The organism is Candidatus Syntrophosphaera thermopropionivorans (assembly GCF_004353895.1).
Classification (GTDB): Bacteria; Cloacimonadota; Cloacimonadia; order Cloacimonadales; family Cloacimonadaceae; genus Syntrophosphaera; species Syntrophosphaera thermopropionivorans.
Genome location: NZ_SMOG01000008.1, coordinates 25,680 through 39,862, shown reverse-complemented (window position 1 = coordinate 39,862; position 14,183 = coordinate 25,680). Strand labels below are relative to the sequence as shown.

Below are 14,183 nucleotides of genomic sequence, written 5' to 3'. Positions count from 1 at the left end.
TGAAATTAGAATAGTACAGTTCATATCTGTTATATCTGACCAATATGGATAATTCTTTCATTTGATTCTGAACCCATATATTCTTCTTTGTCTGCATCATATTCAAATGAATCTACTCGCCATCTCAAACTTTGTCCTGCATATTGCTGAGCAGTATTGACGGGGAAATCTATAACTTCAAACTCCTCATTTTCTAAGTTTGTAGTGATGTCCTTATGCCAGACATAATTGTAATTCTCGTCAAAGAAAATAATTCTAAATTTGCCCACACTACCAATACGATGCCATTTGAAACTCATATTTAAAGGAGATATTACAGAATTATCTGCTGGAGAAATAAGGATGCTTTTAGGTAATAGAGCATAAGAAGTGGTATCAGAACGAGATGTATTCCCAGCTAAATCTACCAGGTCAATAAAGTAGGAATACCAAACTCGTTCCATTATATTGGTGTCTGTATCCAGATAGTAATGTGCGGAAGCAGATATTGAATCCATAAATACAGGTTCAGGGTTAAAATCATTAAAACGATAAATCCTTACATGGCTTAAATCAGTATCTTTGAAAGGATCCCAGAGCACTCTTATCCAATCTCCATCGGGAACTGCGTCAATTCCATTGTTGTCCTCATTAAGAACAATCAATTGTCCTCCATATTCTACAGGTGGATCTCCAGTGTCGCCTAAATGAGGAGTTAAAACTGGCGGGATAGGAGGGATTTTATCTTTTTCATTTTCATCTCTACCCGAACATCCGGTTAAGATGATAGCCAACGCTATAATAAATAAAAACATATATTTTTTCATTTTATCTCCACTAAAAGCTAACTCTCAAACCAATTCTATTGGTTATACCTACTGGATTTGTGACTAATGCATAGTCAAGATTAACGCCATAGACATTAATGGTTGCACCACAGGTGAAATTGGTATCATAGTAACCCAATCTTAAGCTTCCCAAATTTTTATAAGAAAATTGGGCACCATAATGGTTGCATCCATTGTAGACATAATCATAATCATATGCCAGAATAACCTCTGAATCAATCTTAGGGATAGGCTGAGTTATGGCAAGTCCTAATTTAGTATTGAATAAAACTTCATCGCTATGTCCAGTTTGTGAAGGGGTATCCCAGCTGATTTGAGTTCCAGCAATATCCTGGAAATTAACTCCTATATCTAAAGTTCCTAAGGCGTCCCAATCAAAGAGTATTGCCATATCGGTTTTAAGTTTCATACCAAAATCAATTCCCGTACCTGAACCAACATTATCCATTATTTTTCTATTTATGAACTTAATGTTTCCACCCGCACAGAAATCAATAGGAATAGCGAAAAAGAGCCATCCCATATTTAAATCATAATGAATATGTTTGGCAAAGGCAAATTGGTAGAGGTCATCAGTACTTTTAAATTTTCCATCAGGAATTCCGGTTAATTGATAGGCACTATTATTTATCCTCTGGTCTACATTAGTCCCGATTAAATAAGATTCTTTGAAAAGGGGTATATCATTTATGGTTAAGCGGGTGATATTTATTCCAATAGTCACATCACTTGGCAAGGGTTGGCAAAAAGTAATATGGTCATAAGAGGCTAAACCATTATACAAGAAAGCATGCATAGCAGTAACCTCAGATTTTTTTATTTGTGATATACCCGAAGGATTCCAGTAGATAGCAGAGCCATCATCTGCCAAAGAGACAAAAGCACCTCCCATTCCTAAGGGACGCACACCCGAACCTATCATCATAAAATCACCAGCATAGCGACCAGCGTTTAAAGGTAAAGCAAAAGCGAGAGTAAAAATTAATATCCAGAAAGTCTTTCTCATATCTGCACCTATTTCAAAATAGCCATTTTCATAGTTTTTTCAATCTTTTTGTTTCCCTTTTTGGCTATAACCTTGTAGAAATAGACTCCATTAGCCAGATAATAGCCAAACTCATCTTTACAATCCCATCCATAAACCGTTCTTGGATATTCATGATATCCAACTCCAGTGGGGAGATTTTTAAAGGTCTTAACCAGACGACCTGCTACAGTATAAACTTTTATCGTCACTTCATCTGCATCATCGGTTAACACATAGGTAAAACGTGTTCTACCCTGATTTTTAGGGTCTTCTGTAACACCCAGAACTGGATTAGGATAGTTGCCAATATTTTTAATATCAAAGGTGTTATTTACATAGAATTGTGTTTCCCGAGTATTGAAATTGCCATTTACATCCTTACAATCTATAACCAGTGAATAGGTCCCTTTACTTAAATTAAGCTGATATTTTACGGGGATTCTATTTAAATACTCGGAGTTGATGGTGACGGTGTAATCTTCTTCTGGAACTTTAGTTCCATTAAGATAAAGCTGGATTGAATTGTCAAAAACATCAATTCCATTAGCATCACTTAGTAATAGTGACATAGTCCCTGTTCCGGATATATAACCTCCGACGGTAAATTCCTGTTCTTGCACATTGATATCAATTGAGGGTCTTATTCGGTCACAATTACGATAAATGGTATAGATACCGGGTTTAGATACTTCAAAATTGACCTTGTCCTCAGAAGCTGAAATATTTCCACCTTGTAGTATCCATTTTTTTCCAGAATCTTCCCAGCGATAAATTTTATAGGAATTTTCCGTTTCCAGATTCTGTGTTTCCTGGTCATTTGTGCTATAGAAAAAGGTAAGCTTTATCTTCTTATTATTTATAAATGTTCCGGTGGAATCTACCAGGGCAGTATCCAGGGTTCTAATTTCATATGCATTGGAAGCAGGAATAGAAGGTGAATTGTCATAACTTTTCAATTTTATTGGATATATATCTGGCTGAGCATTAGCTGTATAAGTTCCAACACTATTAATATAGAATACAGAATTTCTCCCGCTTGGAACCAGATTTGGTGGTATTTCACAGGTAACATTATTATCCACACTCTGTATCAAAGAGCCAGTATTAGTGACAGTATAATAGTTGAAGCAAGTAGTTAATGAGATTACATTGCTTGCATTATAGTTGGAGTGTGATTCTGGAAAAGCTCCAGAAACATTAACTTTTACTTTTAAGGTTATTGTTCCTATATTTGCTTGCGGAAGGTCATCTAAGGAAAAATTAACCCATATTTCTTCATTCACTGCCAGTGGTGGCATATCCAGAGTTTTTACAAGTGTTTCTGTGCTATTAGGAATCTGGGTATAGAGTTTGATATCGGTAATCAAAGAAGCAGAGTTGCCTATATTTTGTACCAGAACTTTAAGTATTTGCTCAGAATTTGATGTTTCTAACTTAATATCTTTTAAATACAAGTCTGGTAATCGGGTTAAATAACTATACAACACGGACTCGTAGTTACCGCTATTGGTAGTCATTATATATTTAAAGAAATACTCTTTTCCAGGAGAAAGAGGTGGTAATTTGTTTATGGTAATATAACCATTTTCTATATCTGGATAGGCTTGCATTGGTAAGTCTAACCAGGTAGCACCCGCAAAAGTGCTATCCACACAAACAGTAGCCTTTAGGGAAAGCAGCTCCTCATTGCTGAAAAGTTTTGCAATAAAAGAAAGAGAATCATTCCAGGCAGGATTTTCCGGTATAGTTTTAATATGAGTTAATGCAGAACGACCCACTCCAAAAACAGACCTGCCTATATACTCATCAGTCACAGAATATCCAGCCAGGAAAATCTTCCGGGTATAAGGAGGCTGAATATTGGCTGGAATGATATAGTTGGCACTATAGTTCCCATTTATTACTGGTAAATCATAGGGTATATTTAATATAATTTCATCGTTATTCTGAATATATAGTCTTGCTGCAAGAACATCCTGAGGGAATTGTGCTCTCACGACCAGGGTGTCACCTGGCATTAAAATGGCTTCATCTGTATTAACTGAGATATCAGTTATAGGTTTTTTCAATCTAATTAAGGGGTCTCCTAAAAGAGTAGCTCCATAGGTTAGGGCATAGGTTATACCTAAAATTCCACTATTACTGGTAAATTTAGCTAAAGTGTATTGATAAGCTTGACCAAGAGTTGGGAAATCGTGTTTATAAATTGCTTCAGTTAAGGCTAAAGCCCAATCCTCATCAGAGCGTTCATAGCTTAATCCCGTAAAACCAAAGGTAGCAATAGCTCCCTTATTTGGTTGCATAGTAAAGGCTTCACTGATACTTCCTAATCCATTGGTATCAAAAGCAGAGCAATAGCAAGCCAGGCTAACTACAATAGGATAAGTTTGATTATTTAATGTGGCTATATCGCTTAAGTTTAGCAGATTGTAATCTGCCCAAATACCAGAACCACCATGTCCCATAAATTGTAAATACTGAGTTCCGGTATTAATTGCCTCTTTTAATTGAGGTGAACTGCCATAATAACCAGAATTTACACCCTGAGAAGAGCCATAGACTCTGGTCACTCTGTAATCTTGTGGAATGCTCTTTCTTCTTATGCGTTCCGATTGCAAGGCAAAAATATTTTGAGCCGAACCAGGTGTACCTCCAGCACTTAATGTGATATGATTATTCCACAACCTATTAGTGAGAAGATTATTTCTGTAATTATAAGCTTTTTGAGCATAGGCAAGAACCTGTTCTGGTTTCCAGGCATTTATCCGAGTTATTACAATGTCTGGAATGGGGTCATCTCCTACAATTGTTCCATACCAGGTATCACTGGCAGTAGCACCATGATTTATGGTCCATACTTTTTTAACTGGAACTAAAGCATATTGACGAGAGGGACTATTATCTCGCTCATCATTTATACCTTCACCTAATAAGACAACATAATTTAGCTGGGGAGGAGACCAATTATTATAAGCGTAGGTGAAAAACTCTTTTAAACTTTCCGCAGACCTTATCCCGTGATTAAATTCATCGAAGATGTCCTGATAATCAACTTTTCTGACAACATAGCTATCTGCTTCCCAGATATTAACTAAGAGATCTGCTCCTTCTGATTCCAGCAATTCTCTATTACCTACCATTATAACATTTGCCGCATTAGCCGGATTCTTTAAATCCGACGGTAGATTTAACCTGAACCCCAAAGGGGATAGTTTTTTACTTTCTGTAACAGCGTAATAAACCACATCTGTAGAATAAACACTATCTTGTAGTGAGACAGTCCAGGGAGCACCTCCATTAACCGCAAAAGGTTCTATTTGCAGGCTATTAAAAATACTTGAGCCTATTTTATAAACTGAGACATCGTTAGTATTAAAACCACTTATTTCAAACTGATATAAACCTGCTGGACGGTCTGATGGTTTAGTGAACTTTATTTTATCTTCACTGGTCTTATATTCACGCCAGTAAGTGAGTTCTAAATAGTCCAGGAGAACTTGTTCTAAGGTTCCAGATGCTGTATTACCAGAAAGACTGATATACATATTATTTGTTCCGTGATAAAGGTAAGAATTGGCAAAAGGCACATCATTCTCAAAGATTTGTTCGGTTTGCCCAATCCAGTTATGAGTATTAATCATAGCTTGATTTATTCTCACCGTAGCGTTATGGTCATATTGTCCTGGTGCAAGAGAAGTGGAATAAGTTAGACCATACAGAGAAACCTTTGCACGAGCACGCCTTATAACGCTATCTTTGGGATACTGCAGCTGGAAGGGAATGATATCCAAATCTGGAGCTTTAATTCTTCTCCAGAACCAGATGTCCTCTTTATAAAAATCAGGATTGCTATCTGACCAGCTATGTCCTAATTTATCCATTAATAATTGTTGTTCAAAATGGACAGTTTGCTCATAGGCATCAGGAACTATATATTGAGCAGGATTGGAGTTGACTAAACCTCCATTTTCTACCGCCATTCTGGCACCTAATCCAGATTTCAGATAAAGAGTGTACACATTTTCGGCTGTATAGTCATCATTATAGCAGGTATCACCATAATGACGATCTCCGAAGAATTCAAAGTAATCTCCTCTATTGAAATGTCCATCCGCTTCACCATAAAAGTGGATGGGGACAGGACCTTTTTCATCGGTTAATTCTAAATGACGAGGGTCAATTGTATCAATATCCCATGCCATTGCCACTTCTAAAGAATCAGTCATAATCTGGATAAAGTCATTCAATTGCTGATAGGTGACTTTATAAATTCCTTCCTGATTGACAATAATCTGGATTTCATTAACTGCACTTGTTCCACCTTTAGGAGATTGATAACTATTATCTTTAGTTTTAGCTAAACGCCAGCTTTTGGATGAAGCATTATTCAGGAAAAAGGAATCGCCAACCTGGTCAATAGGGTTTTCACTCAATTGCCAGTTAGGTGAGGCAGATTTACTTCCCAGAATCCGAACTTCCACTTTAAATTTGCTATTAACAATCAATTCCTTCGTTGTAGCTCTATACTGAAAAGGGAAGATATGTAGCGGAACAAATCTGCGGTCTCCTATGAAAGCACTTTTACCAGCTTGAACTATCTCCAGAGGATATAGCTGATTATTTCTGTAAGCTTTAGTATCCTGATAAAATTGGTAATCAACCTTATTATCTTGAACCACCAACTTTTCTATAGGCTTCAAATTTATATTTTTTAAGGTAGTGCTGGAGACACTGCTAACTTTAACCGAGATATCTCCATCCACGGGTATAGCTATATTTTCGCAGAAAAATAATAATTCGGGATAACCTTCTTTTTCTAAAATAATTCCTTCATCAGAGACTATTTGTTGCCAGGTGATTCCATTTATCTTCAAATAATCTATCTGATATTCAGGAAGGGTAAATTCAAAAGTTACCTCATTTGGACTTTGGCTGATAACTCGTGATTGAGCACTAATAAATATTGCTGGGATAAGTAAAAACAAGGACAAAACTATTTTCTTCATAAATATCTTTTAACCTTAACACTTATTTTTTCGTAAAGAGATATCTCTTCGGAAGTATTTTCCGGTAAAATTAACTTTATTTATATCTTGATAGACTTTTCTCCGTGCTTCTGAGAGGTTTTTGCCCAGAGCTACCAGAGAAAGAACTCTTCCTCCAGAAGTAATCAGTTGTCCATCTTTATTTTCTACTCCAGCAAAGAAAATCTTACTGGTGATAGGAGAATTAATAATAACTGGAAAACCGGTAGGGAAAGTACCAGGATAGCCTTGAGAAGCGAGTACTACACAAACACTGCTTTGAGGGCTCCATTCCAGTTTTAAATCTGAGACCTTATTATTCAGAATAGCATAACAGACCTCGGTGAAAGATGTTTGTAATAAAGGAAGAATTGCTTGAGTTTCAGGATCTCCCAGACGACAATTGAATTCCAGAACCTTAGGTCCTTCTTCAGTTATCATCAAACCACAATAAAGAAAACCTTTGTAGGGACATCCTTCAGCTTTTAATCCTTCCAGAATAGGTGCAACAATTTGCTCTTCTATTTGTTTACGATAGGATTCAGCTTCTTTGACTGGAGCGAAAGCTCCCATTCCACCTGTATTAGGTCCCGTATCATTTTCACCCAATTGTTTATGGTCTTGAGAGAAGATTGTAGTCTTAAAATCTTTACCATCTGTTATCACGAATAAAGAGACTTCCCATCCTTTTAAGTATTCTTCAACCACTACTTTATTTTCCAGTGCCTGGATAGCATATTCTGCTTGTTTTTGATTTTCAGCAATGATAACACCTTTTCCAGCGGCAAGTCCATTTGCCTTTATCACCAGAGGATATTTGCCCATATAACGCACATATGCTAAAGCCTGGTCTTTATCTTCAAATGCCACATAAGAAGCGGTAGGAATGTGGTATTTAGTCATCAAGGTTTTAGCAAAAATCTTACTGCTTTCAATTTTTGCTGCCTCTTGAGAAGGACCCACACAGGGGATTCCTTCGGCATTCAGGCTATTAGATAATCCTTCTGCCAGATATTGTTCTGGTCCTACCATTACCAGGTCAGGACGATTGTCTTTGCACCAGCTAATGATTTCTTCTTTATTACGCAGAGGCAAACATTTATAATCTAAGGCAATTCCGCCATTACCAGGAGCAACATAGATGTCCGATTTTTTTATATCCTTGGCAAAAGCTTCTGCTAAGGAATGTTCACGCCCTCCACTGCCTACAATCAAAACCTTCAAAATTTGTGACCTTGTAAGTATTTGATTAAATTCAGAAGAGCAAACTCAGCTGCTTGTTGACGAATGATTTCTCTATCTCCATTGAAAATATGAGTTATACTCCAGATGTCATTATGAACGGAAAAACCGAAACAGACCATTCCCACAGGCTTTTCTGCAGTACCACCCTCAGGTCCGGCAATTCCTGTGGTAGAAATGGCTATATCCGAATCCGTTAAGTCTCTTACACCAGTGACCATTTCCCGTGCACATTCTTCACTTACAGCACCGTATTTGTTAAGTGTTCCAGGTTTAACCTTTAATATCTTCACTTTGATTTCATTGGCATAGCTAACTACTCCACCTAAAAATACATCGGAAGAGCCAGCTAAGTCAGTGACCATTTTTTGAACGAGACCTCCAGTGCAGGATTCTGCTACGGAAAGGTATAATTTTTTCTCTCTTAAAATACGGTGTAAAACGCTTACGGGAGTGTCATCATCAAATCCCCAGGCATATGTTTGAACTCGCGAATAGCATTCGTTGAAAACTTTTTCAATAGCCTGAGCGTCAGTACCATAAAATCTCAAATCTACTCTTCCTGGTTGAGGAAGCCAAGCAAAGTTAACATTTTCAGGTGGTTGGAAATCGGATAACAGTTCCGCTAAGGCAGATTCTGCTATGCCAAAGGTGTGAATAGTTCTTTGAATAACTTTATCCTGAGTGCCATATTTCTTTTCTAAGATTGGTTTTGCTTGAGTTAAGAAGATATGTTTCATCTCTACAGGGACGCCAGCAAAAGCGAAGAAACTCTTTTCTCCTTCTTCATAGAATAAGCCAGGAGCAGTGCCTCGTTCATTTTTTAAAGCTATAAAATCTTCCGGAACCATAGCTTGACTACGATTTATTTCAGGAGTAGGCATATTTCTTGCGGCAAAAATCTTCTGCACCTGTTCCCAGACTTCTTCATTAAAGACCAATTTTTTCCCGAAGAAGGAAGCTATCTCTTGTTTAGTTATGTCGTCTGTAGTAGGTCCTAAACCTCCAGTGGTGATGACAACATCATATTTTTCCCAGCATTGTCTCAAAGCTTGATGAATGGCTGTAGCTTCGTCTTTAATGGTTACTGAATAATCTACTGGAAGACCTAAATTAGCCAGTTCCTGAGCCAGGAAAGTGAGATTGGTATTAACAGTCTTACCCAGTAAAATCTCATTACCGATGGTTATTACAGCACTTTTTCTCATCTTAATATGCCTTAGCAAAAATTACTCGCTGAGATGATGGTTGACCACAATAAATGCATTTCCCTTCTTCTTTTTCTGATTCAAGAGGAATGCAACGGATAGTTACCTTCAAATCTTCCTTTATTTTTTCTTCACAGAGAGGATTGCCACACCAATGAGAATGGGCAAATCCACCATGAATTTCTGGTTCTTCTTCATTTTTAGGAGTGAAATAGCGATAGAATTCTTCCTTACTATCTATCTTGACTGTGTTTTGTTCACGGAAATCTTTTGCTTTCAGAAAGATATTCTTTTGCATTTCGGGAAGGGTGGTCTTGCAATAATCCACTACCTCTTCAATCATAATACGATGTTTATCTTTGGGATTTTCGTCTCTTCTGGATATCATCACGCTATTAGAGGAAATGTCTCGGGGACCAATTTCTATCCTTAAGGGCATCCCCTTTTTAATCCAGTACCAGTTTCGTTCACTGGAGGTAAGGTCACGGTTATCCAGTTCAGTTAGAATAGGTATTCCATCAAAATTAACTTGTCTCAGTTCATTACTTAGTTTATGAGCAAGTGTCATCACCTTATCTTTTTCTTCATCATTGCGATAGATAGGTATGATGGCGATATGAGCAGGAGCAATTTTGGGAGGAAGCACTAGTCCATTATCATCGCTATGAGTCATAATTAAAGCACCTATAAGACGAGTAGAAACACCCCAAGAGGTTGTCCAGGCATATTGAAATTCACCCTCTCTATTCTGGAAACGGATATTGGAAGCACGGGCAAAGTTCTGTCCTAAAAAGTGAGAAGTACCACATTGTAACGCTTTTTTATCTTGCATCATAGCTTCAATGCAATAGGTATCAACTGCTCCAGGAAATTTTTCGCTTTCCGTCTTGGCACCTTTAATCACGGGAATAGCAAGATATTCTTCCGCAAATTTAGCATAAACATCCAGCATTCGTAAAGTTTCTAACCTTGCATCTTCTTCCGTTTCGTGGACAGTATGTCCTTCCTGCCAGAGAAATTCCGTAGTGCGAAGGAACAATCGGGTTCGCATTTCCCATCTGACAATATTTGCCCATTGATTTATGAGGAGAGGAAGGTCTCTATAGGAATTGACCCAGCGAGCAAAGGAAGCTCCAATAATTGTTTCACTGGTAGGACGAACTATGTAGGGTTCAGTTAATTCACCTGCTGGCTTAAGTTTTCCCTGCTCATCTGCTTCCAATCTGCTATGTGTCACAACGGCACATTCTTTGGCGAAACCTTCAATATGTTCTGCTTCTTTTTCAAAGTAATGTAAGGGAATAAAGATTGGGAAATAGGCATTTTGATGACCTGTCTCTTTGAACATACGATCAAGGTAGGTTTTTATATTTTCCCAAATAGCAAAACCCCAGGGCTTAATGACCATACAACCACGCACTTCACTATTTTCTGCTAAATCAGCAGCTTTAATCACTTGCTGATACCATTCTGAATAATTTTCTTCTCTTTTAGGCTCTATTGCCGTCCGTTCTGCTTTGTTCATTGAACATCCCTTACTTTTTATATTAGCACAATTCCTTTAATACTCACATATTGTCAATAAGAAAACTTTTGCATAGCGTTAAAATTATATTTTAGGAGAGATAAAAATGCGGTTAGGGAAGTAGAAAAAGATTTCCTTTTATGGGAGAAGAGATACCCACATCTTTTCTACTACAGTTATATTAGAAAGCTCCTTCGGAGCTTCATAAACGAGGACGTTTATGACCCCCAATGGTGTGCAGATGTCCCCATCTGCACAAAGCCGTCAGGCTTTTATGGTGGTGAGATGTCCTCATCTCGTTAAATGGTGGTGAGATGTCCTCATCTCGCCAAGCCTTTAGGCTTTTATTTATACTTTAAGAAAGCTCCTGCGGAGCTTCATAAACGAGGACGTTTATGACCCCGTGTAAGAGGACGTTTACGACCCCAAAAAAGAAAGCTTCTGCGAAGCTTGAAACGAGGAGGACCTCGTTCCACCATACTTGTTCCACCATATTCGTTCCACCATACTCGTTTCACCATATTTCACCATACTATCTCCTAACTCCCACTTATCTCCAGAGCCAAGTGAGAGCTAAGGGAGAGCTAAGGGAGAGCTAAGATAGAATTTGTAAGAAGCGAAAAAATAAGTAGTAAGAAAACTGAAAGGATTTGACATAAAGTAAGAGCTAAAAACATAGTAAATAAAATTAACAGCTTTTAGGACCTAAAAAGGTGAGAGCCAAAATAAATAAGTAATTAATTATAAAATATGAAGATACAGGAGCAAAAATGAAAAGGCAATTGATGATTCTGACAGTAATTACGGCAATATTATTGTTTGGAGTTATAGCATGTAAGAAAAAGGCAAAGCCAGAAACTACTTTACGCAAAGTGCGAGTAGTTCTGGACTGGACACCCAATACCAATCATAGTGGACTCTATGTTGCACAGGGACTTGGCTATTATAAAGAGAAAGGTCTGGAAGTAGAAATTCTTCAACCGGGAGAGAATACTGTAGAAAAAATTATTGCTTCTGACCAGGCAGAATTTGGAGTTAGCTACCAAGAAAGCGTCACTATTGCTCGTTCGGAGAATATTCCAGTGAAATCTATTGCGGCAATTATCCAGCATAATACCTCTGGTTTTGCCTCATTAAAAAGTGCCAATATTATCAGTCCTAAAGATTTTGAAGGAAAGAGATATGGCAGTTCTGGCTGGCCTTCTGAACTGGAAATTTTGAGACAGGTGATGGAATCTTATGATGCAGATTATAAAAAAGTTCAAATTGTTTATGGAATAACGGATTTCTTTTCCACTATTGGTAGAGATGCAGATTTTGAATGGATTTATTATGGCTGGGATGGTGTTCAAGCTAAGCTTAGAGGAATAGAATTGAATTATATTCCAGTTAGGGATTTAGACCCAGTTTTTGATTTTTATACACCCGTTTTAATTGCCAATGACCAATTACTTAATTCTGACCCTGAATTGGTTCGTGATTTTCTTGAAGCTACCAGTAAAGGCTATGAATACTGCGTTCAAAATCCTGAATCGGCAGCGGAAATTTTTTGGAAAGCAGTGCCTGAACTGGATAAAAATCTGGTAAAAGCCAGTCTAAACTATTTAAAGACTGAATTTATTTCAGACGCATCGCAATGGGGACTGCAAGATTTCTCGGTCTGGCAGCGTTTTGCAGATTGGATGTATCAAAAACATATAATTCAAAAAAGTCTGAAAGCACAGGAACTTTTCACTAACGAATTTTTACCCGATGCAACCCATACTAAGAGCTGAACACCTTTATAAATCATTCTTACTGGCAGGTAAACCGCAACTCATCCTGGAAGATGTAAACTTTACTATGGAAGAGGAGGGATTTGTGAGTGTCGTAGGAAGCAGTGGTTGCGGTAAAACTACCTTTCTGGAACTTTTAGCTGGAATCACTAAACCTGATAAAGGTGAAATTTACTATCAGGGTGAACGAATTACCGGAAAGACTGGTCTCTTAGGGTATATGCCACAAGATGACCTGCTTTTTCCCTGGTTGAATGTTCAGGAAAATGTTCTTATTCCAGTGAGAGTGCGTAATGGTGATATCAAAGCGGCTAAAGCCAGAATTCAGGAACTATTACCTGTCTTTGGATTGGAAGGTCATATCAAGCATATGCCTTATCAGTTATCAGGAGGATTGCGTCAAAGAGCAGCCTTCTTACGCACCTGTATGATGGAGGCAAAACTTCTCTTGCTGGATGAACCTTTTGCCAGTCTGGATGCTATCACTCGTATCCAGTTGCAGAACTGGCTGGGTTATATAGCGAGAGAATTAAAATTGAGCATAATACTGGTCACGCATGACATTGAGGAAGCGATTAATCTATCAGATACCATTATGGTGATGAGAAAGCAACCCGGGAAATTTGTATGTTCTTTTAAATTAGACCGTTCCAATAAAATGAATGAAATGGAAGTGCTTAAATTGAAAAAAGAAATATTGGAACTGGTAGCTAATGGAGTGTGATACTTAGAGATAATTTTCGTCCAGGATTTCTATCTGGTCTTTATAGGTATTGCGTAGCTCTTGAATATGACGAGCCAGGACGAATTCCTTTCTAAATTCATTGAGAGAAGTTTCTAAGCTTTCCCGGATATCTTCAAAGGGTATAGGATGAGGTTCACGACGATCTGTAACCATCAAAATATGATAACCATATTTAGTAGGGAAGACCTCACTGATTTCATTGGGCTGTAAAGAAAAAGCCACATCTTCAATCTCTTTTATCATTTTGCCACGAGGAAACCAACCTAAGTCTCCACCATAAACTCCTGATGGACATTGGGAATACTGGACACAGAAATTTTTAAAGTCTGCTGGAGTATTGATTTTTTCTCGTAATTTCTTTGCTTTCTCTTCTGCATTTTCTTCTTCTTTGCGAATAAGGATATGAGAAGCTCGCACCATTTCCTGAGAGGAAAAGTTTTCCTCTTGTTCTTCATAAAAAGCCAGAAGCTCACTTTCAGGGATTTCTCTATCAGATGGATAAATCTGCTGCATATACTTACGAATCAGTATACATTGTTTAATCTGTTCTTCAATTTGGGAAGGTGTATGTTCGTTATTAGCCACTGAATCATCAAAATCCAGTGCTTCTAAAAGGCATTATCAAATTCTTCCTCCGAGACCTCAAAACCATTTAACAGGGCTTGATGATAGAGCAGATAACGATTTATCAGCATGTCTAAAGCGCGTTTTAATCCGTTCAAGGAATCCTGCCCATAAAGGGTAACACTTTCCTGGAGAAGTTCTTCTTCTGTAATCTCCACATCAAATACTCTGGCGATCAGATGCATT

The 14,183-nt window shown here is 37.7% G+C and carries 11 protein-coding genes; 2 read left to right on the top strand and 9 right to left on the bottom strand.

Annotated elements, in window-relative coordinates:
• Window positions 1–29: 29 nt before the first annotated feature.
• The 7 genes from E0946_RS03855 to E0946_RS07235 form a co-directional block, all read right to left on the bottom strand.
• Window positions 30–806, bottom strand: a complete 777-nt coding sequence (locus tag E0946_RS03855) for a hypothetical protein (RefSeq protein WP_133201157.1) — start codon at window positions 804–806, stop codon at window positions 30–32.
• Window positions 807–816: 10 nt separating this feature from the next.
• Window positions 817–1,833 (bottom strand): PorV/PorQ family protein, encoded by a 1,017-nt coding sequence (locus E0946_RS03850; RefSeq protein ID WP_133201156.1) that lies wholly within the window; start codon window positions 1,831–1,833, stop codon window positions 817–819.
• Between the two features lie 8 nt (window positions 1,834–1,841).
• Window positions 1,842–6,860 carry a C25 family cysteine peptidase gene (locus tag E0946_RS03845; RefSeq protein ID WP_133201155.1) on the bottom strand — a complete coding sequence of 1,673 codons (5,019 nt, stop codon included), beginning with the start codon at window positions 6,858–6,860 and terminating at the stop codon, window positions 1,842–1,844.
• A gap of 15 nt (window positions 6,861–6,875) precedes the next feature.
• Entirely contained in the window at window positions 6,876–8,102 is a 1,227-nt protein-coding gene (gene purD, locus E0946_RS03840; RefSeq protein WP_133201154.1) for a phosphoribosylamine--glycine ligase, read from the bottom strand.
• Complete coding sequence (locus E0946_RS03835) at window positions 8,099–9,328, bottom strand: competence/damage-inducible protein A (protein ID WP_133201153.1); 1,230 nt, start codon at window positions 9,326–9,328, stop codon at window positions 8,099–8,101. Before E0946_RS03835 ends, purD begins: the two co-directional genes overlap by 4 nt.
• Window position 9,329: 1 nt before the next feature.
• Entirely contained in the window at window positions 9,330–10,853 is a 1,524-nt protein-coding gene (gene proS / locus E0946_RS03830) for a proline--tRNA ligase (protein ID WP_133201152.1), read from the bottom strand.
• A 377-nt stretch (window positions 10,854–11,230) separates the two neighbouring features.
• Window positions 11,231–11,374: a hypothetical protein gene (locus tag E0946_RS07235; RefSeq protein WP_165942077.1), complete on the bottom strand. Its 144-nt coding sequence runs from the start codon at window positions 11,372–11,374 to the stop codon at window positions 11,231–11,233.
• 249 nt (window positions 11,375–11,623) lie between these two features.
• Here E0946_RS07235 and E0946_RS03825 point away from each other — a divergent pair, with 249 nt between their 5' ends.
• On the top strand, window positions 11,624–12,628 hold the full coding sequence (locus tag E0946_RS03825) for an ABC transporter substrate-binding protein (RefSeq protein WP_133201151.1): 1,005 nt from the start codon (window positions 11,624–11,626) through the stop codon (window positions 12,626–12,628).
• Window positions 12,606–13,352, top strand: a complete 747-nt coding sequence (locus tag E0946_RS03820) for an ABC transporter ATP-binding protein (protein ID WP_133201150.1) — start codon at window positions 12,606–12,608, stop codon at window positions 13,350–13,352. The genes E0946_RS03825 and E0946_RS03820 overlap by 23 nt, the downstream gene beginning before the upstream one ends.
• 3 nt (window positions 13,353–13,355) lie before the next feature.
• On the opposite strand, the gene E0946_RS03815 is transcribed toward E0946_RS03820, so the two are convergent.
• Window positions 13,356–13,958 carry a peptidylprolyl isomerase gene (locus E0946_RS03815; RefSeq protein ID WP_133201149.1) on the bottom strand — a complete coding sequence of 201 codons (603 nt, stop codon included), beginning with the start codon at window positions 13,956–13,958 and terminating at the stop codon, window positions 13,356–13,358.
• Window positions 13,959–13,981: 23 nt separating this feature from the next.
• The gene (locus tag E0946_RS03810; RefSeq protein WP_133201148.1) at window positions 13,982–14,182 is read right to left on the bottom strand and encodes a SurA N-terminal domain-containing protein; all 201 of its coding nucleotides are present in this window, start codon (window positions 14,180–14,182) and stop codon (window positions 13,982–13,984) included.
• Window position 14,183: the final 1 nt, after the last annotated feature.